Origin of the sequence: Cobetia sp. 1AS1, assembly GCF_029846435.1 — a bacterium.
Lineage (GTDB): Bacteria > Pseudomonadota > Gammaproteobacteria > Pseudomonadales > Halomonadaceae > Cobetia > Cobetia amphilecti.
This window is the reverse complement of sequence record NZ_JARWKU010000015.1, coordinates 13293-39485: the sequence shown is the minus strand read 5'-3', so window position 1 is coordinate 39485 and position 26193 is coordinate 13293. Positions and strand designations below refer to the sequence as shown.

Annotated in this window: 22 protein-coding genes and 1 pseudogene; 16 read left to right on the top strand and 7 right to left on the bottom strand. The window is 64.1% G+C overall.

Annotated elements, in window-relative coordinates; all coding sequences use genetic code 11:
- On the bottom strand, positions 1-488 hold a 488-nt coding region (locus QD280_RS17410; RefSeq protein WP_279840099.1), incomplete at its 3' end, for a sugar phosphate nucleotidyltransferase.
- Positions 488-1738: a phosphotransferase gene (locus QD280_RS17405; protein WP_279840098.1), complete on the bottom strand. Its 1251-nt coding sequence runs from the start codon at positions 1736-1738 to the stop codon at positions 488-490. The genes QD280_RS17405 and QD280_RS17410, both read right to left, overlap by 1 nt.
- Positions 1739-1908: 170 nt before the next feature.
- On the opposite strand from QD280_RS17405, the gene QD280_RS17400 reads away from it, so the two are divergent.
- The 8 genes and pseudogenes from QD280_RS17400 to QD280_RS17365 all read left to right on the top strand — a co-directional run bounded on the left by QD280_RS17400 (position 1909) and on the right by QD280_RS17365 (position 11114).
- A complete protein-coding gene (locus tag QD280_RS17400) occupies positions 1909-4503 on the top strand; it encodes an LPS-assembly protein LptD (protein ID WP_225996626.1) in 2595 nt (864 codons plus the stop codon).
- Positions 4504-4585: 82 nt separating this feature from the next.
- Complete coding sequence (locus QD280_RS17395; protein ID WP_279840097.1) at positions 4586-5869, top strand: peptidylprolyl isomerase; 1284 nt, start codon at positions 4586-4588, stop codon at positions 5867-5869.
- Positions 5870-5896: 27 nt separating this feature from the next.
- Complete coding sequence (gene pdxA, locus QD280_RS17390; RefSeq protein WP_279840096.1) at positions 5897-6913, top strand: 4-hydroxythreonine-4-phosphate dehydrogenase PdxA; 1017 nt, start codon at positions 5897-5899, stop codon at positions 6911-6913.
- A 194-nt stretch (positions 6914-7107) separates the two neighbouring features.
- A pseudogene (rsmA, locus tag QD280_RS17385) lies at positions 7108-7896 on the top strand (16S rRNA (adenine(1518)-N(6)/adenine(1519)-N(6))-dimethyltransferase RsmA); the annotation flags it as partial.
- 185 nt (positions 7897-8081) lie between these two features.
- Entirely contained in the window at positions 8082-8462 is a 381-nt protein-coding gene (gene apaG / locus QD280_RS17380; RefSeq protein ID WP_043334633.1) for a Co2+/Mg2+ efflux protein ApaG, read from the top strand.
- A gap of 71 nt (positions 8463-8533) precedes the next feature.
- Positions 8534-9373, top strand: coding sequence for a symmetrical bis(5'-nucleosyl)-tetraphosphatase (locus tag QD280_RS17375; RefSeq protein WP_131432747.1), 840 nt, complete (start codon positions 8534-8536; stop codon positions 9371-9373).
- Positions 9374-9451: 78 nt separating this feature from the next.
- Entirely contained in the window at positions 9452-9778 is a 327-nt protein-coding gene (gene glpE / locus QD280_RS17370; RefSeq protein ID WP_279840095.1) for a thiosulfate sulfurtransferase GlpE, read from the top strand.
- A gap of 91 nt (positions 9779-9869) precedes the next feature.
- Positions 9870-11114: a polynucleotide adenylyltransferase gene (locus QD280_RS17365; protein ID WP_279840094.1), complete on the top strand. Its 1245-nt coding sequence runs from the start codon at positions 9870-9872 to the stop codon at positions 11112-11114.
- Between the two features lie 196 nt (positions 11115-11310).
- Here the strand turns inward: QD280_RS17365 and QD280_RS17360 are convergent, their stop codons facing one another.
- Positions 11311-11931, bottom strand: coding sequence for a glycerol-3-phosphate acyltransferase (locus QD280_RS17360; RefSeq protein WP_215823487.1), 621 nt, complete (start codon positions 11929-11931; stop codon positions 11311-11313).
- Positions 11932-12092: 161 nt separating this feature from the next.
- On the opposite strand from QD280_RS17360, the gene folB reads away from it, so the two are divergent.
- Entirely contained in the window at positions 12093-12470 is a 378-nt protein-coding gene (gene folB, locus QD280_RS17355; RefSeq protein WP_279840093.1) for a dihydroneopterin aldolase, read from the top strand.
- On the top strand, positions 12467-13006 hold the full coding sequence (gene folK / locus QD280_RS17350; protein ID WP_131432744.1) for a 2-amino-4-hydroxy-6-hydroxymethyldihydropteridine diphosphokinase: 540 nt from the start codon (positions 12467-12469) through the stop codon (positions 13004-13006). The genes folB and folK overlap by 4 nt, the downstream gene beginning before the upstream one ends.
- Positions 13007-13180: 174 nt before the next feature.
- Here folK and tsaD read toward each other — a convergent pair whose 3' ends face one another.
- Positions 13181-14221 (bottom strand): tRNA (adenosine(37)-N6)-threonylcarbamoyltransferase complex transferase subunit TsaD, encoded by a 1041-nt coding sequence (tsaD, locus tag QD280_RS17345; RefSeq protein WP_192839130.1) that lies wholly within the window; start codon positions 14219-14221, stop codon positions 13181-13183.
- 425 nt (positions 14222-14646) lie between these two features.
- Between tsaD and rpsU the strand changes: the two genes are divergently transcribed.
- The 3 genes from rpsU (at position 14647) to rpoD (ending at position 19352) form a co-directional block, all read left to right on the top strand.
- On the top strand, positions 14647-14862 hold the full coding sequence (gene rpsU, locus QD280_RS17340; protein WP_024951433.1) for a 30S ribosomal protein S21: 216 nt from the start codon (positions 14647-14649) through the stop codon (positions 14860-14862).
- A gap of 228 nt (positions 14863-15090) precedes the next feature.
- The gene (dnaG, locus tag QD280_RS17335; protein ID WP_279840092.1) at positions 15091-17187 is read left to right on the top strand and encodes a DNA primase; all 2097 of its coding nucleotides are present in this window, start codon (positions 15091-15093) and stop codon (positions 17185-17187) included.
- 326 nt (positions 17188-17513) lie between these two features.
- Complete coding sequence (gene rpoD, locus QD280_RS17330) at positions 17514-19352, top strand: RNA polymerase sigma factor RpoD (RefSeq protein WP_043334650.1); 1839 nt, start codon at positions 17514-17516, stop codon at positions 19350-19352.
- A gap of 210 nt (positions 19353-19562) precedes the next feature.
- Here rpoD and QD280_RS17325 read toward each other — a convergent pair whose 3' ends face one another.
- The 3 genes from QD280_RS17325 to QD280_RS17315 form a co-directional block, all read right to left on the bottom strand.
- Positions 19563-19889, bottom strand: a complete 327-nt coding sequence (locus QD280_RS17325) for a hypothetical protein (protein WP_054557224.1) — start codon at positions 19887-19889, stop codon at positions 19563-19565.
- A gap of 415 nt (positions 19890-20304) precedes the next feature.
- On the bottom strand, positions 20305-21039 hold the full coding sequence (locus QD280_RS17320) for a hypothetical protein (RefSeq protein ID WP_107335965.1): 735 nt from the start codon (positions 21037-21039) through the stop codon (positions 20305-20307).
- Positions 21040-21192: 153 nt separating this feature from the next.
- Positions 21193-22203, bottom strand: a complete 1011-nt coding sequence (locus tag QD280_RS17315; protein ID WP_279840091.1) for a LysR substrate-binding domain-containing protein — start codon at positions 22201-22203, stop codon at positions 21193-21195.
- A 264-nt stretch (positions 22204-22467) separates the two neighbouring features.
- Between QD280_RS17315 and QD280_RS17310 the strand changes: the two genes are divergently transcribed.
- The 3 genes from QD280_RS17310 (at position 22468) to QD280_RS17300 (ending at position 26096) form a co-directional block, all read left to right on the top strand.
- Positions 22468-23850, top strand: a complete 1383-nt coding sequence (locus QD280_RS17310) for an L-serine ammonia-lyase (RefSeq protein WP_043334655.1) — start codon at positions 22468-22470, stop codon at positions 23848-23850.
- 618 nt (positions 23851-24468) lie between these two features.
- On the top strand, positions 24469-25302 hold the full coding sequence (locus tag QD280_RS17305; RefSeq protein ID WP_107335967.1) for an ABC transporter ATP-binding protein: 834 nt from the start codon (positions 24469-24471) through the stop codon (positions 25300-25302).
- Positions 25299-26096 (top strand): ABC transporter ATP-binding protein, encoded by a 798-nt coding sequence (locus QD280_RS17300; protein ID WP_347881978.1) that lies wholly within the window; start codon positions 25299-25301, stop codon positions 26094-26096. The genes QD280_RS17305 and QD280_RS17300 overlap by 4 nt, the downstream gene beginning before the upstream one ends.
- Positions 26097-26193 lie beyond the last annotated feature (97 nt).

The window sequence follows — 26193 nt, the reverse complement described above, 5'->3', positions numbered from 1 at the left end:
AGCACCAGACCCGCCAGCGCCTGCGGCTGGTCGGCAAGCGGGGCCAGTGAATGGCTCGCCAGCGCCTGGATGGTCAGCAGCGTGAGGTCGACGTCACACCAGACATCGCCATTGATCAGCAGGAAGGGCGTGTCATCGCCTGCATCCTGCGTCAGCGCATCGGAGAGTGACAGGGCGCGAGCGATGCCGCCGCCGGTTTCCAGCGGCGTCTCCTCGCGCGAGAAGATCAGCGTCAGGGAGCGCTTGCGCCCCTGCCAGCAAGCCTCGAGCTGGCCCTGGGCATTCGGCTTCGCGGCGAAGTGGCTCAGAATCCTGTCGGCCAGGTGGCCGACATTGATGACGACCTTGTCCACATCGATCGCTTCCAGACGCAGCAGATGGTGCTCAAGCAACGGCAGCCCGGCGACTTCCAGCAACGGCTTGGGAGTGTGGTCGGTCAGCGGGCGCATGCGCGTGCCGAAACCGGCCGCCAGAATCATCGCGCGCATCAGTGGCTCCCTGACTTGTTGTCGGCATTTGCTGCGCTTTCCTTGCTTTCCCCACTTAGCGCAGCGCACTTCGCGGTGTCAGCGGCGGCCGCATTGCGCTGCAGGCGGGCGGCGCGATCGGCGAGGGCTGCCAGCTCATCGTAATCATCGAGGTTGATCTCGGGGCGCTCGCCATTGGCGAGACGCAGATCGCGCGCCTCGCATTCCTCGGCCAGCCGCAGCGACAGCGCCGGCGTCAGCACCTCATCCAGCCAGTGGGTGAAGGAGATCAGTTCCGGGCAGAAGGCCAGACCTTCGCGCAGGTGGCCGAGGAAGCGCGGCATCAGCGTCAGGTAGCGAGGCTTGGCGTCCCGCAGTGTCAGACGCGCGAAGATGCCGAGAATCTTGAGATTGCGCTGCACGCCCATGCGCTCGACGCTCTGGCGGTATTCCAGCGGGCTCGGTGCCGGCAGGCCGGCCGCGGCGTAGCGTGGCAAGGCGGCCAGACGCGCCTGCTCGATCCAGCGCGCCATGGCGGGTTCCGGCCAGCGCCAGTGACGGTCGCGCAGCAGCGAGATCAGGTCGTAGTTCTCGGGGCCGCTGACGGCGTCCTGAAAATCGATGATCCACAGCCGGGGCTGGTGCTGGGATGCCGACTGATGCAGGAACAGGTTCTGGGCATGGAAGTCGCGATGCACGGTCACCACCGGTTGCGCGCTGGCGGCCGCGAGCAATTGGTCAGTCAGCTTGCCCCAGGCGGCGTAGCGGCGGTCATGCGGCATGTCGAGAAGCTGGCCGAGACACCACTCCGGAAACAGCTCCAGTTCGGCGGACAGGCGGGCGTCGTCATAGGCAGGCAGGTTGCCGGACGGCAGCTGATGCAGCTGCTCGAGCAGCCCGATGGCTTCGCCATAGTAGTGGTCGGCGTGCTCGGTGCTGGTCAGGGCGGTCATCAGCGGAGTGTCGCCGAGGTCTTCCAGCTCCAGGAAGCCGAGTGTCTCGTCGAAGGCGAAGACCTCGGGCAGCGGCAGGCCGGCGTCGCGCCATTGGCGGGCGATGGCGACGAAGCCGTGGCTGTCTTCCTTCTCGGGCGGGGCGTCCATCAGGATGCGCGCCGGCATGGCCGGGTCGAGTTCCTCGAGGTGCAGGCGGAAATAGCGGCGGAAGCTGGCGTCGTCAGCCACGGCGCTCATGCGCACGGCCTCTGGCGTGAGGTCGTGGCGGGCGGCGGCCCAGGCGTGCAGCGCCTGGCGGCGGGCGTCGGATGTCATGGGGCTTGGGCTCCTGTCGGCGTGTGCGGGGCCGGCTGTCAGTTGACGCCTGTGCCGCGGCCCCGCATGCTGTCGTGTGGTGACGAGAGGCAGGCGGAACCGGCAAGCAGGAAGGCCGGTTGCTGGGCCTGTATAATACCGATTCCCCCAGCCAAGGACACAGAGCAGCCATGGCCCAGCGCAGCCATTCATCCCATCCGGGCAAGCCGACGACCGCTCCCGGGCGACGTCAGCGTCGCTTCGCGACTCCCTCTCTGTCTGCTCATTCCCGGCAGGCACCGATAGCCCGATTGGGCGATGACCGCCCGGTCTGGCAGCTCAAGCCACTGGTTTTCCGTCTGCTGTGGACCCTGGCGCCACTGGCCGCCGGCGCCCCTCTGATGGCACAGGCCGCTCCGCCCGAGCCCCTGTCAGCCAGTCAGCTCGACTGGCAGCCCTATGATGAGGTGCCGCAGGGCAAGCTGTGCTCCGGGCGCTATGTCACGCCGGCCTACCGTATCGAAGCGGGCGACACGCCGGAGCAGGTCACGACCTCGGCCGACAAGGCCAACTACGGCAACGATGGTGTCGCCACCCTGATGGGGGAGGTGGTGCTGCGCCGCGGCGATTCCCAGCTGGAATCGCCCGAGGTCAGCGTCAACGAGGCGCGTGACACCGCCACCGCCAAGGGGCCTGTCACCTATCGCCAGCCCGGGGTCCTGCTGCGTGGCGACGACGCGCGGGTCTCGCTCAACAGCGATGCGGCAAGCGTCGACAACGGCCACTACGTCTTTCACGAGCAGCATGTGCGCGGCGACGCGGTGCAGCTGGCGCGTCTCGAGGATGGTCGCTACCGCCTGAAGGATGCCAGCTTCACCTCCTGCGAGCCGGGCAACAGCCTGTGGCGTCTGGTCGGCAGCGACATCACCATCGATCAGGACTCCGGCTGGGGAACGGCCAAGCATGCGCGCATGGAAATGGGCGGCGTGCCGGTCTTCTACTGGCCCTACGTGCGCTTCCCGGTCGATGACCGTCGCCACACGGGGCTACTGTGGCCGCAGTTCAGCTACACCAGCTCCAGCGGCTTCGATTACGCCCAGCCGATCTACCTGAACCTGGCCCCCAATTACGATGCCACCCTCACGCCGCGTTACATCTCCGAGCGTGGCGAGATGCTGGAAGGCGAGTTCCGCTATCTATTGCCGCGTGGCGATGAAGGCAGCATCGAGGGCGCCTGGCTCGCCGATGACGATGGCGGCAGCGACCCCGACGATGACGAGGAAGACCTGATCGGCGAGGACCGCTGGTACATCAACTACCAGCATGCTGGCCGCTATGACGCCCGTACCGACTATCAGTTGAAGTACGGCGCCGCCTCCGATGGCAATTATTTCGACGACTTCGGGCGCAACTTCGGGGAAACGGAAACCGATAGCCTCGAGCGTCTGGCACAGCTCGATTACCACGGCGATGTCTGGGACCTGCAGTTCAAGGCGCAGGGCTACCAGCGCATGGACTACCCGCTGGATAACGATGACAAGCCGTTCTACCGTCTGCCGAGTCTGACCGCGGATGGCCGCTGGAGTCAGTCCAACGGCTTCTACGAAGAGTGGAATTCCAACGCGACCTACTTCTGGCGTGATGTCGATGAGACGGATACCGACATCGACGAAGACCAGGCCGCCAATGGTTCGCGCCTGCGTCTGGCGCCGGCGCTGGGCTGGCGCAGCGATCAGAGCTGGAGCTTCATCGAGCCGCGCGCCCAGCTGGTCAGCCTGTCATACAGCCTGGACTACGGTGACCGCGAGACCGACCGCAGCACCAGCCCGTCCGCCACCATCCCGGTACTGTCACTGGACAGCGGCCTGATCTTCGATCGCGAGACCGAATGGTTCGGCGACGGCTATACCCAGACGCTGGAACCGCGCCTCTATTACGCCTACGTGCCGGAGGTCGACCAGTCCGATCTGCCCGACTTCGACACCTCGGAAGATGCCTTCAGCTGGAATCAGCTGTGGTCGCCGTACCGCTTCAGCGGGGGTGACCGCGTCGGTGATACCAACAAGGTCTCCTACGGCGTGTCGTCACGCTTCATCAGCGATGAAAGCGGCCGTGAGCGCCTCAAGCTGGGCGTCGGCCAGTCGAGCTACCTGTCGGACCGCAACATCGACATGGACGGTGATCCGGACAAGACCTCACGCTCCGACTTCGACAGCTACTCCGACTACTATCGTGCGACGCGTGACCGCTCGCCGGTGGTCTTCCAGGCCGATGTGGTGCTCAACGACCAGTGGACTGCCTCCCAGGCCGTGTTCCAGGATTTCGATCGTGGCGTGACCGAAAGTGCCCAGACCTCGCTGCGTTATCGTGCGGAACAAGGCACGGTACTGAACTTTGGCTTCAATCGTGAGATCGAAGGCTTCGTGCCTTACGACGATGAGGACGAGGATGACGTGCTGGGCTATACCCGCAACGAGTGGGATTTCTCCTTCGCGACGCCGATGAGCGAGAGCTGGTCGCTGCTGGGCCGCTACATGTATGACAGCACCAATTCCCGTTCACTGGAGAAGGTGTTGGGCGTGCAGTACAACGATTGCTGCTACGGCGTGCAGGTCACCTGGCGTGAATGGCAGGATGACAACGACACCGCCAACACCATCTCGGATGACGAAGAGAAGAATGGCATCTTCCTGACCTTTGAATTCAAGGGCTTGGGAGGCGTTGGCCAGAGTGCTGACAGCTACCTGGAACAGGCCGTACCGGGCTATCGCAACGCGGGCTTCTGAGTCGCCGCGCCAGGCCGTGAATGACGCCAAGGCGCCGCCGCAGGGCGGCGCCATCAACATTTTTACGCCGAGAGAACATGTGATGCGCAAGACCCTGATTGCCCCGCTGGGGCTGGCATTTGTGCTGGCGAGTCTGCCGGCCGGTGCCGCCGAGTTGCTCGACCGCGTGGTTGCCGTGGTCAACAAGGACGCCATCATGCAAAGCGACATGGAGCAGCGCGTCACCCAGGCGAGTCAGCAGTTGCAGAGCCGTGGCATCAACCTGCCGCCGCGCGACGTGCTGGAGCGTCAGGTTCTTGATCGTATGGTCAACGAGCAGATTCAGCTGCAGCTGGCAAAACAGGCCAACCTCAGCATCGATGACACCCAGCTCAACGCCACCCTGCGTGGCATCGCCAAGGACAACGGCATGAGCCTGGAAGCCTTCGCGGACAAGCTCGAGCAGGACGGCATGTCACTGGCCCAGGTGCGCGATCAGGTGCGTCGTGAGCTGCTGGTGCAGCAGATACAGCAGCGCAGCGTGGCTAGCCGGGTGCGGATCTCCGATCGTGAGATCGATCGCTATCTCAATCAGCAGAATGTCGGCAGCGACGTCCAGTACCATCTGGCCCACCTGCTGGTGGCACTGCCCCAGGAGCCGACGCCGGACCAGGTCAAGGCCGCGCGCGCCAAGGCCGACAGCCTGCGCCAGCAGATCGAGCAGGGCACCGATTTCGCCCAGCTGGCTGCCGCCGAATCCGCCGGTAGTCAGGCGCTGAGCGGCGGCGATCTCGGCTGGCGTTCCGGCGGTGAGCTGCCGACGGTATTCGCCGATGTCATCCCGAACATGCAGGCCGGTCAGGTCTCCGAGCCGCTGCGCAGTGCCAGCGGCTATCACCTCGTCAAGCTGATCGAGAAGCGTGGCGCGGGCAAGGCGTTGATTTCCCAGACGCGCGCACGCCACATCCTGATCCAGCCCAACCCGAACCTCAGTGATCAGCAGGCGCTTGAGCGTGCCGAGTCCATTCGCCGCCGTCTGCTGGGAGGCGAGGACTTCGCCGCGCTGGCTCAGGAATTCAGCGACGACAAGGGCAGCTCTCTCAAGGGTGGTGAGCTGGGTTGGGTCAGCCCAGGCCAGACGGTCTCCTCCTTCGAGACGGCCATGAATGGTCTGGACGTGGGCGAGATCAGCCAGCCGGTCAAGAGCCGCTTCGGCTACCACATCATCGAAGTCGAGGAGCGTCGCCAGCAGGATGTGACCAACTCCAGCCAGCGTGACAAGGTGCGCAAGACTCTGTTCCAGCGCAAGCTCAATGATGAGCTCGAAGCCTGGCAGCAGCAGGTGCGTGCCGAGGCCTATGTCGACAACCGTCTCGATGAGCAGTAAGTCCGAGTGGAGCAGCGAGACACCGTCATGAATCGTCGCGAAGAGACTGCGCCCGACATCATCGCCCTGACCGCCGGCGAGCCGGCGGGCATCGGCCCGGAACTGCTGGTCATGCTGGCCGGTCAGGCGGAAGCGTTCCCCGCGCAGCTGGTCGCCGTGGCGGACCCCGCCTTGCTGGTCAGTCGTGCCCGCCTGCTGGGACTGCCGCTGGTGGTGCATGAGCTGGCGCCGGGCGACCCGCTGCCGCCGGCCCGCAATGGTGAGCTGGCCGTGTGGCCGGTGCCGCTGGCAGTGCCCAGCGAGCCGGGCGTGATCGATGCGCGCAATGGCGATCATGTGCTGGCGATGCTGGATGTCGCCATCGCCGCCTGCCAGGCGGGTCATGCCAGTGCGATGGTGACGGCGCCGCTGTCCAAGGCCGCCGTGATCGAGGCCGGGCATGCGGGCTTCACCGGCCACACCGAATACCTGCGCGATGTCTGCGGGGTCGAGGAAGTGGTCATGATGCTGGCGTGCCCCGGGCTGCGGGTGGCGCTGGCCACCACGCACCTGCCGCTGCGCGAGGTGGCCGATGCCATCACGCCCGAGGGCCTGACGCGGGTGATGAAGATCCTCGCCAAGGACCTGATGCGCTACTTCGGCTGTGCCGCACCGCGCATCGCGGTGTGCGGGCTCAATCCGCATGCCGGCGAGGGCGGGCACCTGGGGCATGAGGAGATCGAGGTGATCTCCCCGACGCTCGACGCCCTGCGCGCGACCGGCATGCAGCTGGATGGCCCGCTGCCGGCCGATACCCTGTTCACGCCGCGGCATCTGGAGGGCGTGGATGCGGTACTGGCGATGTACCACGACCAGGGCCTGCCGGTGCTCAAGTATGCCGGCTTCGGTGAAGCCGCCAACATCACGCTGGGCCTGCCGATCGTGCGTACCTCCGTGGATCACGGCACGGCGCTGGACCTCGCCGGCAGCGGACGTGCCGACGTCGGTAGCCTGTTGCAGGCCGTGCGTGTCGCCATCGAGATGGCAGCCGCCGCGCGAGCCTGAGATAATCCCCGCATCACTCGGGCGTGACCGCATGGCGGCACGTCAGGCGTACGCCACAGCGTGGCGTCTCGCTACCCCAGTCATTCGACCATCGAGGATGGTCTCGCCGCCCCGGTCTGCCTGTGTCCCTGCAGGCCATGGCGGCGTCTTGTTGTCGGGAATCCCGACGGATTCCCAGGAGGAAGGTCAGTCCCATGTCCCAACATTTCCCCGCGCATCGCGCTCGCAAGCGTTTCGGTCAGAACTTTCTGCAGGACCTTGGCGTCATCTCTCGCATCGTGAATGCCATTCGTCCCGCGGAAGGCGAGCGCCTGGTCGAGATCGGTCCGGGGCAGGGTGCCTTGACCGGCCCGCTGCTGGAAGCGGCAGGCAAGCTGGAAGTCATCGAGCTGGACCGTGACCTCATCCCGGGTCTGCGCGTGCAGTTCTTCAACTACCCGGACTTCGTGATCCACGAAGGCGATGCCCTGCGTTTCGACTTCCCGGAGCTGGTCGGTGATGGCCCGGCACTGCGCGTGGTCGGCAATCTGCCGTACAACATCTCCACCCCGCTGATCTTCCACCTGCTGGAAGCACGCGGCGCGATCTCCGACATGCACTTCATGCTGCAGAAGGAAGTCGTCGAGCGTCTGGCCGCGGAGCCGGGTGGCACCGACTGGGGCCGCCTGTCGGTGATGACCCAGTATTACTGTGCGGTGGAAAATCTGTTCCTGGTGCCGCCGAGCGCCTTCTTCCCGGCGCCGAAGGTGGATTCCGCCATCGTGCGTCTGGTGCCGCACCGTGAATTGCCGCATCCGGCCAAGGACGAGAAGCTGCTCGCCGTCATCGTGCGCGAAGCCTTCTCCCAGCGCCGCAAGACGCTGCGCAACAACTTCAAGGGCCGCATCGATGCCGACCAGCTGACCGCGCTGGGCATCGATCCCTCGCGTCGTCCGCAGACACTGACCGTCGCTGAGCTGGTGATGATCAGCAACCACCTCAGTGAGCAGGGCATGACGGTGGACAAGGCCGACAAGGCTCCGAAGAAGCGTCCGCGCAGCAATGTCGGCCACGGTGCGCCGGCAGCCGACAGTGCCAGTGGTAGTGATGGGAATAGTGACAGTGGCGAGCGCCTCGATGCCGAGAGCGATGCCAAGGGCGACGCCCGCAACGCCAGCGACCACGACGCATGAGTAGCGTGGCGGACATCCGTATCGACGCCGTACCCGAGTACTGCGCCGACGAGAGTCGTCCGAGCGAGAACCGACACGTGTTCCGCTACACCATCACCGTGCACAACGGGACGGATGAGACCGTGCAGCTGCTGGCGCGCTACTGGAAGATCACCCAGGGCAGCGGCGATGAGCAGGAAGTACGTGGCAAGGGCGTGGTCGGCAAGCAGCCGCTGATCGCGCCCGGCGAGAGCTTTCGCTATACCTCGCGCGCCGTGCTCGACATGCCGGTCGGCGTGATGCAGGGAGCCTATACATTCTGTGACGCGACCCATGCGCGCACCTTCGAGGTCGCCATCGCACCGTTCCGTCTCGCCGGTCCGCATCAGGTTCACTAGGGTGGCCGCGTGACGCAGCGTTTCGTATTCAAGACAGCAAGTCAGGCCGCCACGGCGGTCAGGGAGTGGGCATGACGCAGTGGGCGATTGGCGATTTGCAGGGCTGCCATCAAGAGTTCGAACTTCTGTTGCAGCGCCTCGATTTCACGCCGGGGCGCGATGTGCTGTGGCTGGCGGGAGACCTGGTCAATCGCGGGCCGGGCTCGCTGGAGTGCCTACGTCTGGTCAAGTCGCTGGGCGATGATGCGCGGGTGGTGCTGGGCAACCATGACCTCCACCTGCTGGCGGTGGCTGAGGGCTTCAGCCGCCACAAGCGCTCCGATACGCTGACGCCGATTCTCGAGGCGCCGGACCGTGAGGAGCTGCTGGACTGGCTGCGTCGTCAGCCGCTGATGGTGGATGCGCTGGTCGGCAATCGCCGCACGGTGATGAGCCATGCCGGCGTGTTGCCGAGCTGGACGCTGGACCAGGCGGCCGGTTATGCCCGCGAAGCGCACGCCGTGCTGGCGGGCGACGACTATCGAGGCTTTCTCGGCGAGATGTACGGCAATACGCCGGACCGCTGGCAGGAGGATCTCGAAGGCACGCCGCGCCTGCGCTGTATCGTCAATGTCTTCACGCGTATGCGCTTTCTGCACAGTGATGGCCGACTGGATTTCGCGGCCAAGGAAGGACTGGACAGCGCGCCGGAGGGGAGCCGTCCCTGGTTCCAGTACCCGCGTCCCGAAGGGGCCTGGGATGATTCGCCGCGCCTGCTGTTCGGTCACTGGGCTGCTCTGGAAGGCGAGACACCGGCGGCGCGTCAGGATGTCGAGGCGCTGGACACCGGCTGCGTGTGGGGCGGTGGCCTGACGGCGCTCAATCTCGAGACGGAAGAGCGCGTCTTCGAGCCGGCGCTGACCTCGCGCTGAGCGCCCTCCCGTCGCCAGTGACAGCAGGTCTGCCGTCGCTGGCGAATGCCTTTCCCTTACTCAACAAGCGGAGTCCGCATGAGTTTCGAACATCTTGATCTCGCAACCCTCAGTGACTGGCGCCAACGCGACCCGTCGCTCGTGGTACTCGATATCCGCGATCCGCTCAGCTTCACGCAGGGGCGTATCCCGGGCAGCCGTCATCTGGACAACGCCAGTGCCGCTGCCATCCTGGAAGACACCCCGCGCGACAAGCCGCTGGTGGTGGTCTGCTATCACGGCCATTCCAGTCAGCAGGCCGCCGCCTGGCTGGCGGGGCAGGGCTTCGAGAAGGTCTATTCCCTCGATGGTGGCTTTACCCAGTACCAACTGACACATGGCGATAACGTCGAGAGCGGTAGCTGACGCCGCCTGCACGTGACTGCCATCACTGGCCGTACTTCCTCGTTTTCCTCATTCAGCTTTGTATCTCGTGCCGCAGGGCAAGGACATTCGCATGACTCAGACGACGCCTTCTTCACTGACCGATTCGCGTGACCGCCTGTTGAGCGGGCTTGAGGTCTATCGCGTGGGCGGCGCGGTGCGTGATGCGCGCCTGGGCTGGCCGTGGCACGAGTGCGACTTCGTGGTGGTGGGCGTGACGGTGGAAGACATGCAGGCGCGTGGCTTCCGACCGGTCGGGCGGGACTTCCCGGTCTTTCTGCATCCGCAGACCCAGGAGGAGTACGCGCTGGCGCGTACCGAGCGCAAGTCCGGCCACGGGTATGTCGGCTTCAGCGTGCATGCCAGCCCCGATGTGACGCTGGAAGAGGACCTCATTCGTCGCGATCTGACCATCAATGCCATGGCCGAACCACTCGACAGCACGCCGGGTCAGGGCGAGGTAATCGACCCTTACGGTGGCCTGGCGGATCTCGAGGCGCGCGTGTTGCGTCATGTCTCGAGCGCCTTCAGCGAAGACCCGCTGCGCGTATTGCGCGTGGCACGCTTTCTGGCGCGCTATCAGGGGCTCGGCTTCACGGTCGCGGAGGAGACACGGCAGATGATGGTCGCCATGGTCGAGAGCGGCGAGGTCTCGCATCTGGTGGCCGAGCGGGTCTGGAAGGAGACCGAGAAGGCGCTGGGCGAGGCCAGTCCCGAGGCCTACTTCCAGCTGCTCGACGAACTGGGGGCGCTGGCGGTGCTGATGCCGCCGCTGACCCGCGATGCCGAACAGCTCACAGCGGCACTGGCGCGTCTGGACCGCCTGCCGCGTCAGCTGGTCGATGAGGCGGAGATGGTCTGCTGGCGCATGGCGCGCTTGGTGGAGCGCCTGTCACGTGAAGAGATCGATGCCCTGGCGCAGGACTTGCGCCTGCCCAGCGCCGTGCGTGACGCCGCCCAGCAGGCACGTCTGTGCCGGGAATTGAACGAGGCCTCGCGGCGGGAAGGTGGCGTGAGCGCAGCCGATCTCAAGACCTGGCTGGATGGTGTCGATGCCTGGCGGCGTGGCGAGCGCCAGTCGGTGCTGGTGGCCCTGCTGGCGGTCGAGGACAAGGGGCTGGCACGGTTGGGCAATGCCGTCTGGCAAGCCGCGACGGCGGTGTCGCCGCAGTCTCTGGTCGAACAGGGCCTGAAAGGGGCGGAGATCGGGCGTGCGCTCAGTGAGCAGCGCCAGCAGGCCATCGAGCAGGCGCTGAGCGAATGGCAGGCCATGCCGGAAGTGCACGCGCCTCATTGCGGCTGCGGACACAGTCACTGATCACCTGTCCGCTGCTGAGCACCTGGCCTGAGCACCTGCTCTGAGCAAATGATCCGAGCATATGACCCCAAAAGCCCCGGCCCTGCGCCGGGGCTTTTGCGTCTTGGCCGCAGGAAGGGGGTTTTGTGAGGCGGAGCGGGCGTTTGAGCAGAGCGTGTTTTTCATGAGCGGAGCGCAGCGTGTGAGCAAAGCATGCTTACAGGCGCGGCTCGCTGCCATCGCTCAGGCGGCGCAGATTCAGCGCATGACGAATCACGATCAGACTGGCGAAGACCAGAATTACGCCGCTCATCTGCGGCGCCAGCCACAGGCTGAACAGGGGCGCCGCCAGTCCGGCCACCAGCGAGGCGATGGCCGCCGTGCGCAGTCGCCAGGCCAGCCCGACCCACAGCGCGGCGCAGCTCAAGGCGACGCCTGGCGCCAGCATCAGCAGCACGCCAAAGGCAGCGGCCACGGCCTTGCCACCGCGATGGCCACGGTGCCACAGCGGCAGGCTGTGGCCGATCAGCACGGCCAGCCCGATCAATCCCAGTGCCCAGGGCGGCAGCGAGAGTGCCAGCCCCAGCCAGAGTGCCGGCATACCCTTGGCGGCATCGAAGACCAGCACCAGGGCGGCGGGCAATGCGCCATGCAGCCGCAGCACATTGGAGAAGCCCGGATTGAAGGACCCCGCCAGGCGTGGGTCGGGCAGCCCCAGTCGCTGACAGATCCACACCGCGCCCAGCACCGAACCGCTAGCATAGGCCACGGCCATCAGCAGGCTCAACTGTTGCCAGCTGGCCAGTTGCGCGGCCCACTCGATCAGGCCCGTCAGCATGATGTCGACTCGCTGCGTGCCCGAGGTGTCGCACACAGGCAGGGAGAGGGGGGTAGGCAGCTTGGCCAAGCAGGGGCCGGGTGCAGTAGAATCAGTCGCATGATGGCGGGGCCTTGGGCGTCGTTTTTATTCGTTCATTCGACAAGCATAGAGGTAACGCCGTGGATCGTGTGCTGATCGAGGCTCTGGCCGTGGAAACCGTGATTGGTGTCTATGACTGGGAGCGTACCATTCGCCAGCGTCTGGTGATGGATCTGGAAATGGCCACGGATATTCGTGCCGCAGCTGCCGACGATGACCTGACGCACACCCTGGACTACGCCGCCATCAGCGCGCGCATCCAGACCTTCGCCGAAGAGAGCCAGTTCGAGCTGGTGGAAACCTTCGCCGAGCGCCTGGCAGCCCTGCTGCGTGAAGAGTTCGGCATTCCCTGGCTGACCATGACGGTGCGCAAGCCGGGTGCCGTGCCGGAAGCCGCCGCCGTTGGCGTGCGCATCGTGCGCGGTAGCCTCGAGACCGTCTCGGATGCGCCGGCATGAGTCTGGTACTGATCTCCATCGGTAGCAATATCGAGCGCGAGCATCATGTGCGGGTCTGCCTGGATGCGCTGGAGGCGACCTTCGGCAACCTGACGCTGTCCTCCGTCTACGAGAGCGAGCCGGTGGGTTTCGTCGACGGGCGCAACTTCCTCAATCTGGTCGCGGGTTTCGAGAGCGACTGGAGCGTCGGCGAATTGCAGGCCTGGTGCAAGCAGCTCGAGCTGGCCAACGGTCGCCTCAAGAACAGCGCCAAGTTCAGCCCACGCACTCTGGATCTGGACCTGCTGACTGTCGGTACCCTGACCGGGGAGGTCGATGGCGTGATGCTGCCGCGCGATGAGGTCGATCGCAATGCCTTCGTGCTGCTGCCGCTGGCCGAGTCGTTCGGCGAAGAGCGCCACCCCGTCTCCGGAGAGGATTACGCTTCGCTGTGGAAGGCGTTCGTGGCCGCCGGGCGCGCCGAACAGCAGCCGCTATGGCCGGTGGACTTCAGCTGGCGTTGCCGGATGATCTCTCGCGCCGATGCGACGGTCTGACACTGCTCTCTGATGCCCCAGCCTGACGCTATCAGGCGCCATATTGCTGGTGTCAGTGTCCGGCGGTGAGTGTGACTGGCCCCTCAACAACAACGCCCTGCCGATTCTCATCGGCAGGGCGTTGTTGTCTGGTAGGGTACCGGCGTCTGGCAGGGCGCTGGCGTCTGGCAGGGCTCAGTCCTGCGCTTTGCTCGGGGCCGCCAGGCTGTCCAGCGGCCAGCGCGGCACGGCCTTCATCGGGCCGGTGTCCTGCTCGCCGGCATTCAGGCGCTGCGCGCCCACGTAGGCGATCATCGCGCCGTTGTCGGTGCAGAAGCGGCCACGCGGGTAGTAGGCGCGGGCATTGCGCTTGGTCAGCTCATGGCTCAGGCGCTCACGCAGACGGGTGTTGGCGCTCACGCCGCCGGCGACGACCAGGCGTTTGAGACCGGTCTGGTCCAGCGCGCGACGACACTTGATGACCAGGGTGTCGACCACGGCTTCCTCGAAGGCGCGTGCGATATCGGCGCAGTGCTGCTCATCCAGATCATCCGCAGCCTTGGCCTTCTTGAGCGTGACCATGGTGTGGGTCTTGAGGCCGGAGAAGCTGAAGTCGAGGCCCGGGCGGTCCGTCATAGGGCGCGGGAAGCGATAGCGTTTGGGGTCGCCCTGTTCGGCCAGCTTCGCGACCTGCGGGCCACCGGGGTAGGGCAGTTCCAGCATCTTGGCGGCCTTGTCGAAGGCTTCGCCGGCGGCGTCATCCACGGACTCGCCGAGCAGCTCGTATTCGCCCAGTCCGCGCACCGCGACCAGCTGGGTGTGTCCGCCGGAGACCAGCAGCGCCACGAAGGGGAATTCCGGTGCATCGTCTTCCAGCATCGGCGCCAGCAGGTGGCCTTCCATGTGGTGGACGCCGAGCACCGGCACTCCCCATGCCTTGGCAAGCCCGTGTGCGGTGGACGCGCCGACCATCAGTGCGCCGACCAGGCCCGGGCCTGCGGTATAGGTGATGGCATCGATGTCAGCGGCCTTCAGCTGCGCCTCATCCATCACCTGCTGGATCAGCGGCAGCAGCTTGCGAGTGTGATCACGCGACGCCAGTTCCGGCACCACGCCGCCGAACTCGGCGTGCATGGCGATCTGGCTGTAAAGGGCATCTGCAAGCAGGCCCTGGTCCGTGTCGTAGATGGCGACGCCGGTCTCGTCGCAGGAAGTCTCGATGCCGAGCACACGCATGGCTGACTCTCAGGAAATATCAGAAGTAGAGGGCGGCACGACCAGCGAGGCTGCCTGAGCGAGCCCGAGAGGCGTGTGTGCCGTGAATGCGCGACATTCTACTGGCTGTGAGCACGGGTGTCGCGCCAGCTGGCGTTGAGGCAGAGAGGATTTCCGGTTTCCGCGTTTGCAAAGCCGGGGGCGGGTGTCTAGAATATGGCACTCTGCAAGACTGGGTCGTGCATCCGACCACCCCGCAAAAGCTCCCCGAATCATGATTCCAGCCAGCGACGGCTACCCTCACCGGTGGTGTCGCAGGCGACTGATTGATGCTGGATCGACCTGCAGGTGGCGGTTTACCGTCGCTGGCTGGTGGCTCCTGAGGAGTGGCTGCACCGGATGTGCGTTCAAACCGAACTCATGATCTCAAGGTAGGTGAGTGTTTAATGCCTTCAGTTAAAGTACGTGACAACGAGCCGTTCGACGTCGCCCTGCGCCGTTTCAAGCGCTCCTGCGAAAAAGCCGGTGTTCTTTCCGAAGTGCGTCGTCGTGAGCACTACGAGAAGCCGACAGCTGTTCGCAAGCGTCAGCAGGCGGCCGCTGTAAAGCGCCACGCCAAGAAGGTTCAGCGTGAGCGCAAGCGTTTCGAGCGTCTCTACTGATCCGTACTTTTGGGGAGTGATGTTCTGCTCTCTGGAAGGACACCAAGCGGCTGCCTCACGGTGGCCGCTTGTTTTTGTCTCTAGTGGTCCGTTTGTTCTCGAGCCGTGTGCCGTTGCCTGGCGCATGTCGCTAACTCGAGGAATGGCCTGACCCGAAGGTAGCCGCTCACTTTGCTGAGCCGACACTATCTTGCGGTCAGTCCGTTTTTCCACGACTTCTGGCGAATCATGGCTGGTCTTATCCCCCAAGGCTTCATTGACGATCTGCTGGCCCGCACCGACGTGGTCGAGGTGGTGGGTGAGCGCGTCCAGCTGAAGAAGGCCGGCAAGAGCTATGTCGGCCTCTGTCCGTTCCATCAGGAAAACTCTCCCTCGTTCAACGTCATCCCGGACAAGCAGTTCTATCACTGCTTCGGGTGCGGGGCGAGCGGCAGTGCGCTCAAGTTCCTGATGGAGTTCGATCGCCTGCCGTTCCCCGAGGCCGTGGAGCAGCTGGCCTCGCGGCTGGCGCTTGAAGTGCCGCGCGAAGGCGGCAACCAGAGTCCGCACGAGCGCCGTGAGCGCCAGCGTCGCGAGCAGGCCCGCGAAGAGGGCGTCAATCTGCTCGAGGCGGCCGCGGACTTCTATCGTCAGCGCCTGACGGAACCGGCCGCGCAGCCGGCACGTGAGTATCTGGAAGGCCGTGGTCTGTCGCGTGAGGTCATGCGTGATTTCGGCATCGGCTTCGCGCCGGAAGGCTGGGAGCACCTCAAGCATCACCTGAGCAAGCTGGGTGTCAGCGAGGATGTGCAGATCGAATACGGCCTGCTGATCCATCACGAGGAAAGTGGTCGCCGCTATGACCGCTTCCGCGATCGTGTGATGTTCCCGATCCGTGACTGGAAAGGCCGCACCATCGCCTTCGGCGGTCGCGTGATGGGCGACGCCAAGCCCAAATACCTGAATTCTCCCGAGACTCCCGTCTTCCACAAGGGGCGCGAGCTCTACGGTCTGTTTGAAGCCCGTGAGGCGAATCGCAAGCTGGAACGCATGCTGATCGTCGAAGGCTACATGGACGTGGTGGCACTGGCGCAGTACGGCATTCGCAATGCCTGCGCGACCCTGGGCACCGCGACCAGTGAGGAGCACCTCAAGCGCCTCTATCGCCTGGTCGATGAGGTGGTGTTCTGCTTCGACGGCGACAAGGCCGGTCGGCAGGCGGCGCGCCGCGCGCTGGAGACCGTGCTCGAGGTCATGATCGATGGGCGTCAGGCGCGCTTCCTGTTCCTGCCGGAAGGCGAGGACCCGGATTCCCTGGTGCGCAGCGAGGGTCAGGAAGCATTCGAGAAGCGTGTCACCTGTGCCTCCGGGCTCTCCGAGTTCCTGTTCGAGCAGGCCGCGGAAGGGCGTGACCTCAAGCGCATGGAGCAGCTCGAGCGGTTCGTGACCCAGGCGCTGGAGTGGATCTCGCGCGTGCCCGAAGGGGTGCTGCGCTCTCTGCTGCTCAAGGAGCTGGAGCGACGCAGTGGTCTGGAGCGTGAGCGGCTGGACGCCATGCTGGTGGAGCGCGCCGCGGCGCGTGAAGCCCAGCAGGCACGGCTGCGTCAGCACCAGCAGCTACGTCAGCACCCTCAGCAACAGCAGCGTTCGCAACCGCAACAACGTCAGCCCGGCGCGACACACTCGACACCGCGCTCAGCGTCCGCTGCCAGTCCTCAGGACGGCGCGACGCTGAGTGACGCGCAGGATGAGTGGTCGTCGCTGGAGGCGATGGCAGATGCCGGCTTCGGCGACAGCGAGCCCGATGGCTGGCAGCCGGATGACTGGCAGTCGCATGGCGAGATGCCTGCGGGCCAGGGCGCTCAAGCCGCGCGCGCGACGCCGGCCAGGTCTCAGAAGCGCACCTCGGTCAGCATGCTGACGCGCCTGTTGCATCTTCTGGTGCACGAGCCGCAGCTGGTCGCCGAGCTGCCTGACTCCAATGAGTGGATCGAAGGAGCGGGCGAGCCGGCCGACAGCGAGGATGCGCAGCTGTTGAACGACGTGGTGCGTCTCTTGAAGGCGGGGCAGTATCGTTCGCCTCAGGTGCTGTTGGCGCACTTCCTCGGTACCGCACAGGGGCCGAGACTTGAGCAGCTGGCAGCCCGGGAATTGCTGATTCCGCGTGACGTGCGCAGCGAAGAGCTGAAGGGGCTGGTGGAGCATTGCCAGCATCAGCAGGCGCGCACCACGCCGGAAGCGGAATATCAGGCCTTGCTGGCCAAGGAAAAGCGTGGCGAGAAGTTGTCGGCAGAAGAGAAGCAGCGGCTGATGGCCCTGCTGATGGAGCTGGCAACACGGCGCTGACGCAGTCTCGGTGCCAGGAAGGCCGACAATGGTGGAAATGCCGTGAGAGCTGAGGCGATGGCGCAGGAAAATACGCCCCATGGCCTTGAAAGACGCACTCATGCCCACTATTTAATGAGGTAGCTCCCGATGCGGACTGCCGCAACGTAACCGATAACGCTAACACACCTGGATGGTCCGGCAAATACGCCGCTGGCAGCATCTCCTGATGGCACGCTATACTGGTGCGCTTGATGCTCTCTTCGTCCCTATACCGGCGCCACGCTCACTCGCTGAGCCGCGTCGCGTCCAGGTGCTTCATTCTTCTTCGTCGAGATAGGGGTTCTATGGCTGGTAATGCGCAGCAGCAGTCGCGTCTCAAGGAGTTGATCGCGCGCGGCAAGGAACAGGGTTACCTGACCTATGCCGAGGTCAACGATCACCTGCCCGAGGATATCGCTGATCCCGAACAGGTGGAAGACATCATCAGCATGATCAACGATATGGGCATCAAGGTCGCGGAAGAAGCGCCCGATGCCGATACCTTGATGATGTCTGATTCCTCCACTGACGAGTCTGCCGCCGAAGAGGCCGTTGCCGCCCTCGCCGCGGTGGAAAGCGATGTGGGACGCACCACCGACCCCGTCCGCATGTACATGCGTGAGATGGGCACCGTGGAACTCCTGACCCGCGAAGGCGAAATCAAGATCGCCAAGCGGATCGAGGAGGGCACGCGTGAGGTGATGTCGTCGCTGGCATTCTTGCCGGGGGCAGTCGACTCCATCCTGGAAGCCTACGACGGCACTCTGGGCGAAGACGGCGGACGTCTGTCCGATCTCTTCTCCGGTTTCATCGATCCTGACGAAGGCGTGCCGGGTGTCGCTGAAGTCGAAGTCGAGGAAGTCGAAGAGATTCCCGAGGGCGAAGAGTCCGAAGGCGACGAAGACGAAGACGACGATTCCGCCTCTGAAGGTGGCCCGGACCCCGAGCTGGCCCGCGTCCGCTTCGAGCAGATCCGTGAACAGAACGAGGCGACCAAGGCCGCCATCGAGAAGTACGGTTCCGGCTCTGCCGAGGCGAAAGCCGAACAGGACCGTCTTGCCGAGCTGTTCTCGCCGATCAAGCTGGTGCCCAAGCACTTCGAGCGTCTGGTCGGTCAGGTTCGCGTGTCCGTCGAGCAGGTGCGCGAGCAGGAAAAGGTTATCCTGCAGATCTTCGTCAAGCGCGGCAAGGTGCCTCGCAAGAGCTTCATCAAGGCCTTCCCGGGCCACGAGTCCGACATGGACTGGTTCGACAGCTTCATCGGTGGCAGCAAGAAGTACGCCGACAAGCTCGAGCCGTTCCGTGCCGATGTGCTGCGTGCCCAGCGCAAGATCGCCTTCGAGCAGGACATGGTCCAGCTGCCGGTCAGCGAGCTGAAGGAAGTGAACCGTCGCCTGTCGATCGGTGAAGCCAAGGCGCGGCGTGCCAAGAAGGAAATGGTCGAGGCCAACCTGCGTCTGGTCATCTCCATCGCCAAGAAGTACACCAACCGCGGTCTGCAGTTCCTGGATCTCATCCAGGAAGGCAACATCGGTCTGATGAAGGCCGTGGACAAGTTCGAGTACCGTCGTGGTTACAAGTTCTCGACCTACGCCACCTGGTGGATCCGTCAGGCGATCACTCGCTCCATCGCGGACCAGGCGCGCACCATCCGTATTCCGGTGCACATGATCGAGACCATCAACAAGCTGAACCGTGTCTCGCGTCAGATGCTACAGGAAATGGGTCGCGAGCCGACGCCGGAAGAGCTGGGCGAACGTCTCGAGATGCCGGAAGACAAGGTGCGTCGCGTACTCAAGATCGCCAAGGAGCCCATCTCCATGGAGACGCCGATCGGTGACGATGATGATTCGCACCTGGGTGACTTCATCGAGGACGGTACCATGGTCTCGCCGATCGACTCCGCCACCGGCGAAGGTCTGATCGAAGCGACCCGCGGTATCCTGTCCGGCCTGACCGCACGTGAAGCCAAGGTGCTGCGCATGCGCTTCGGTATCGACATGAACACCGACCATACCCTCGAGGAAGTCGGCAAGCAGTTCGATGTTACCCGTGAGCGTATCCGTCAGATCGAAGCGAAAGCGCTGCGCAAGCTGCGTCACCCGTCACGCTCCGAGTCACTGCGTTCCTTCATGGAAGAGTGATCTGAAGCGCTCGGGGCCACGCCTGAACTGCTGGCCCCGCAGACAAGACAACGCCCGCCCCCATGCGAATGGGGGCGGGCGTTGTCGTTTGTGGGCTTTACGTTACGGGTCTTTCTCTACGGGCTGTGCCGCCTTCAGGCTTGTCTTTACGGACCTTGCCACCTTCGAACTGCGTCGTTAAAGGTCTGCGTGATGTGCCCTGTGGGGCTATCAGGCGCCGTGGCGCAGCTGGTGAGACGAAGGCGTTGCCGCCACGCTGAAGACGACACGGCCCTTGATGCACTGACGGGAGACCGGCCCCATCTGCTCGCTGCTCAAGCCGTCGGGGTGCTCTCCGCGTAGCCACAGGCGGCCGTTGTCGTCGATGCGATGCAGGCGCTTGACCAGCTGGCCGAGCCTGGGATGTTCCACCACGACGGTGGCGCCGGGCGTCAATCGCCAGCGACTGGGCCAGCGCATGCTGATGATGAGGCTGTGCTGCGGGAGACTGGGGGCAAGACTATGACCGTGCAAGCGGTAGCTACTGAACCAGCGCATGTGAGGCTCCTTGAGAATGAGGGCATGACACGGTCAAGATCCTGTCGGTGCTTTCCTGTGGCAGTGGCGATAGTTGAATTGTATCCACTGCTTAGTAAAATATAATCATTCTCATTTGATGTCCAGCCGTTTCCTGTCAGCGCATCGCGCAATGGCTATCGAGAGACGGCTGTCTAGCGCAGCCTGTCGAGAGAAGACTGTTGAGCAGAGACTGTCTCGCGAAGCCTGTTGAGAGTAGAAACGAAAAAAGCCGCGGCTCAGGTGAGCAGCGGCTTTTGGGAGAGTCACGGGTCTGTCTGTCTCTTTCACTTCATGTCATGTCACGTCACTTCGCGTTATTTCACGGGGCAGGGCGAAGTGACGGCCATGCGACAGGTCATGCGCGCAGCTCGGCAAGAGGGTTTTGCTGCCGGGCTCAGTCGTTGGCGTTGAGCTCACGCAGCAGGGCGCGGCGCTGGCGGCCCATGCGGATCGCCAGCAGCACGATCTCGATCACGGCGATGGCCATCAGGGTGTAGCCGAACAGTTCGGTGACTTCCTCGGCGGCATTCTTGACCGAACGCAGGTAGGAGTCCCCCATCAGGGTTTCCCAGAATTCCGAGCGGCCGTAGAGGCGTGAGAAGACGTAGGTCGCCAGGAAGCCGGCGCCGAACAGGCCGAACGCGAAGCTGCGTCCGAAGTGCTCGAACTCGGCAATGAAGCGGCTGCGGTTGCGCCATACGCCGATGATGACCGGGATCGCGACCACGCTGACCAGGAACTGCCAGCTGCCATCGCCGATCATGCCGTCGAGCAGGGCGTCCTGTTCACGGATCAGGGACGCCGCGAACAGGCCGAACAGCAGCAGGCTGATGGTGCGCAGGTCCGGCAGGCGTGAATGCACCAGCCACATGGTGGCTGCGCTCAAGGCCAACAGAGTGCTCTGCATGTGTTCTGTCCAGCTGGCTTCGCTGAAGCCGACATCACCGAAGTGGTGGGCATCATGCATGACCAGCGACATCATCGCGGCCACCAGCGGCGCATAGATGGCCAGGCGCAGGCAGGCTTGCATGAAGAGCGAAGTGGGCTTGCGCCCATACAGCGGCTGTTCGGCGCTGATGGGGAGCGGGACAGCGTTATGGTGCTGGGTATGCGAAGTCAGGCGAGACAAGGGACTCTCCGGACAGTCCATGGACTGCCTGTCAGGGTGAGGGTGTTGTTTGCCTGCTCATTATAACGATGCAAAGGTGCTCAGTTAATATTCTGGTAAGAAAACTGTGAGATTCCATTTCAGCATCGATGTTGCGCCGAGCGGAAATGTTCGTCAGCTCTGACGTAACCGATCCCGCTCGGCTTCCTCGACGATCCAGTCATGCACGGCCTGGATGCGGCCATCATCCAGGGTGCCGTGGGGATGGACGATGACATAGCGCTTGCCGGTCAGCACCCGCTGCGCGAAGGGCGCGATCAGCGTGCCGCGCGACAGCTCGTCGGTGATCAGCGTGCGCCTTGCCATCGCGACTCCCATGCCGGCGATGGCAGCCTCCATCGACAGGTGGTTGCGGTTGAAGGTATAGCCACGCTGAACGTTGATCTCGGGCGCGCCGATGCTGGCCAGATAGAATTCCCACTCGGCGTGATCGTGACTGCCGCGCCAGGCGGTGATGTCGTGCAGCAGCGGATACCAGGCGAGGTCCTCTGCGCTGCGCAGCGGCGGGCGGCCGCGCATCAGGCCAGGATGACAGACGGGGAAGATCTCCTCCTCCATCAGGTCGGTGACCTGCATGCCCGGGTAGTGGCCGTCGTTGAGGTCGACTGCCAGCTCGAAATCACCCTCGCGCAGCGGAGAGTCACTGTCCTCGGCGCGCACGTGCAGCTCGATATCCGGAAAGCGTGCCTGCAGGCGTGGCAGTCTGGGAGCCAGCCATTTGGAGAGGAATGACGGCACCGAACGCAACCTGAGTACACCGCTCATCAAGCCGCTGCGCAGCCGTTTGACCTCCAGTCCCACCGCGCTATAGGACTGCTCCACCACGCGCGCCAGTCGCGCGCCTTCCCCTGTCAGCTCGAGTCCGCGTGAACGACGCAGAAACAGCTTGAAGCCCAGCCGCTCCTCCAGCTGCTTGATCTGCTGACTCACCGCGCCGGTGGTGACGTGCAGTTCTTCCGCCGCACGCGTGAAGGAGCCGTGACGCGCGGCGCAGGCAAATACCTGCAGCCAGGCATGGGTCTGACCATTCAGGTGGCGCAGGCTCGGTGTGGTGGCGGGCGTGCCTGTCGCCGTCGGCGGCGCGGCGGGGCCAGTACCAGGCGTGTTGTCGCGGGAAGACGTCATGGGCGGGTCTCATGCAAGCGCTGGAGGCAGATAGTGAGGGAGAAGCCGCGATGGCCAGATGAAGATGGCAGTGATAGCTAAAGGCATCAGGGCACAAGGTGGCGCGAAGAGCATAGTTTACGCCGTTTTTGATACATAGGGTTTAGTCAGGCTAAACCCACGACCAATTTTTATGGTTTGTCGCGTCCCGCCCCCATCCATCATCATTGCCTCATCCACTGGCAGGCGCTCAGGCGCGGCGAGTTTCCGAGATGAGGTGTTGTCATGTCCATCAGTGTATTTGATCTCTTCAAGGTCGGTGTCGGCCCCTCCAGCTCGCACACCGTCGGCCCGATGCGTGCTGCCGCGCAGTTCGTCGAGACCCTGCGCTCGCGTGACCAGCTGGAGCGCGTGGCGCGCATCGAGGTGCAATTGCATGGTTCGCTGTCTGCCACCGGCGTAGGCCACGGCACCGACAAGGCGACCATCCTCGGCCTGATGGGCGAGCTGCCGGAAACGATCGACCCTGCGATCATCGACCCCTGCATCGAAGAGCTGCTGGAGTCCCAGACACTGCTGCTCGACAACCGCATTGCGGTGCCCTTCGTGTGGGTGCGTGACATGCAGTGGCACGATGCGCCGCTGCCGTATCACCCCAATGCCATGCGTCTGATCGCCTACGGCCATCGCGATGAGCTGTATCGCAATGTCTATTACTCGGTGGGCGGCGGTTTCGTGGTCGACGAAGTCGAGGCCGCGCGTGACCCGCTGCTGGAAGACGAAAGCCTGCGTCTGCCGTATGAATTCAACACCGCCAATGAACTGCTGGCGCTGTGTCGCATGCACAAGATGCGCATCAGCGAGCTGATGATGGCCAACGAATGCGCGCTGCGCAGTGAGACCCAGGTGCGTCGTGGGCTATGGCGCATCTGGGAAGTGATGAACGAGTGCATCGATAACGGCCTGACACACGAAGGCGTGCTGCCCGGCGGTCTCAACGTCAAGCGCCGTGCCAAGCGTCTGCATGCACGTCTGCTGGATGTGGAATCCAGCAAGTCGATCATCACCTCGACCTTCTCGGCGATGGACTGGGTCAACCTTTTCGCGCTGGCGGTCAATGAAGAGAACGCGGCCGGTGGTCGCATGGTGACGGCGCCGACCAATGGCGCGGCCGGCATCATCCCAGCGGTGCTCAGCTATTACATGAAATTCCAGGAAGATGCTCGCGAGGAGGACGTGGTCGATTTCCTGCTCACGGCAGCCTCGGTGGGCATCCTGTGCAAGAAGAACGCCTCCATCTCTGGCGCGGAAGTCGGCTGTCAGGGCGAGGTTGGCTCCGCCTGCGCGATGGCGGCCGCCGGGCTTGCCGAGCTGATGGGCGCGACGCCGGAGCAGGTCGAGAACGCGGCGGAAATCGGTCTCGAACACAACCTGGGGCTGACCTGTGACCCGATCGGCGGCCTGGTGCAGATTCCCTGCATCGAGCGCAATGCGATTGCCTCGGTCAAGGCGATCAATGCCGCCCAGATGGCGATGTGCGGCGATGGCGATCACTTCGTCTCGCTGGACAAGGCGATCCGCACCATGCGCGACACCGGCCGCGACATGCAGGACAAGTACAAGGAGACCTCCAAGGGCGGTCTCGCGGTCAACGCCATCGAATGCTGATACGACCGCTAGCCACTGGCAGGTTCCTTGACCTGGACTGGATTGAGTCTGACTGAATTGAGTCTGCGTTACTTGAACCGGCGCGATGTGAACCTGTGTGATGTGAGCCTGAGTCGAACTGCCATGACTTTCCGCCGGAGGCCAGCCGCCTCCGGCCAAACCCGTTGTCTCTTGTCAGGTACATGATCTCCGGCCAGAGGTCATGATCTCGGCAACCCTCGTTGACGCCTCTTCGGCGCGGTATTCCGCGACGGACAGGCGTCTTTTTTATGGCGGGAATTGCGCTCGTCTCGACTGTTCGGCTCGAGCTGGTGGGGGAATCTGCCGGCCTTGAGATGTCTCGGGAGGGCTGCGTTGTAAAGAAGTCGCTGATATATCGGCTATTGGTCGAGTGAGCGCGCTTGCCGCTGGCAGCGCGCCTCTCGCTATTCTAGTTTACGTTAACGTCAGTTGCGCCGATCGCAACGATGCCGCATATCAAGGGCCTGTGGATAGCGCCTGTTGATGCTGCGTGCCGATGACGAGTCGCGATGTTGCGGGCATCCGCGCTGACGAACAGCCCTCATGTCTCTTGGAAGACACAGACCACCGGCTTGCCGGTCAGGACGGAGTACTGACATGCCATCACCGCCCATTCAGGGGCCGCGTGCCAGCGGGGGCGCATCAGCGACAGCCCCGATTCTCGAGACGCGTGGCTTGAGCAAGGATTTTCGGGGTTTCACGGCCGTCGATGACGTCAATCTCCAGGTGCAGGAAGGGCATATCCATGCCCTCATCGGCCCCAATGGCGCCGGCAAGACGACAGTCTTCAATCTGCTGACGCGCTTTCTACCGGCCACCCGCGGCGAGATTCTCTATCGCGGCAAATCCATCACTCGCATGAAGTCGCATGAGATCGCGCGCCTGGGCTTGGTGCGCTCCTTCCAGATATCGGCAGTGTTTTCCCAGATGACGGTGCTCGAGAACGTGCGGGTCGCCCTGCAACGCCCCCAGGGCACCTCGTTTCATTTCTGGAAGCCGGAACGCAGCCTCGACAGCCTGAACGAGCAGGCATTGCATCTGCTGGAGCAGGTAGGGCTGCGCGATGACGCCCACCGTGTGACCGCCAGTCTGCCCTATGGCCGCAAGCGCGCGCTGGAGCTGGCGACCACGCTGGCGCTTGAGCCTACGGTGATGCTGCTGGACGAGCCGACCCAGGGCATGGGCGCCGAGGATGTGGACCGCGTGGTCGAGCTGATTCGTGTCGCGGCGCGGGGCCGAACGGTGCTGATGGTCGAGCACAACCTGAGCGTGGTCAGCCGCCTGTGCGATCGCATCAGCGTGCTGGCGCGCGGGCGGGTGCTGGCGGAAGGCGATTACGCCAGCGTCTCGGCCAACCCCGAGGTGCGTGAAGCGTATCTGGGCAGTGAAGCGCCCGAGTCCACGGCGGATGAGCACAAGGAGGTTTCATGATGGTGGTTATGGAGCAGGCGACGGACAGGCAATCCTCGGCGGCCGACTCGCCGCTGGGGGAAGAGCAGCTCTGCCTGCGCGAGCTGAACGCCTGGTACGGCGAGTCCCATGTGCTGCATGGCGTCAACATGACGGTGTGGCGCGGCGAACTGGTGACCTTGCTGGGGCGCAACGGGGCCGGTCGCAGCAGTACGCTGCGCGCGATCATGAACATGGTCGGCCGGCGCAGCGGCGACATCCTCATCAAGGGGCAGGACAGCATGGGGCTGGCGCCGCATCGCATCGCCCATCTCGGTGTCGGCTTCTGCCCCGAGGAGCGTGGCATCTTCGCCAGTCTGAGCGTCGAGGAGAATCTGCTGCTGCCACCGTTGGTCAGGAGTACAGGACATGACCAGAGCCAGGGCCAGAGCCATAGCCGGGGCATGTCGCTGGATGAGCTCTATGCGCTGTTCCCCAATCTGCATGAGCGGCGCACCAGTCAGGGCACGCGCCTCTCCGGTGGCGAGCAGCAGATGCTGGCGTTGGCGCGCATCCTGCGCACAGGGGCGGACCTGTTGCTGCTGGATGAGATCACCGAGGGGCTGGCGCCGGTCATCAACCAGAAGCTGGCCGAAGTGCTGATGATGCTGAAGGCGCGCGGCATGACCATCGTGCTGGTGGAGCAGAACTTCCGCTTTGCCGCACCGCTGGCCGACCGTCATTACCTGATGGAGCACGGCACCATTCTGGAAGAGATCAGCGCGGCCGAATTGCCGGCCCGCCACGAATATCTGCACAAGGTACTGGGGGTCTGAGCTCCCGCTCGGGCTGAGCTGCACAGAGCTGGCCGCCATGCACAGCCTTGCACTCGCCAAACTGAAGTCCGTACGTCTCGCCACAACAATCACAATA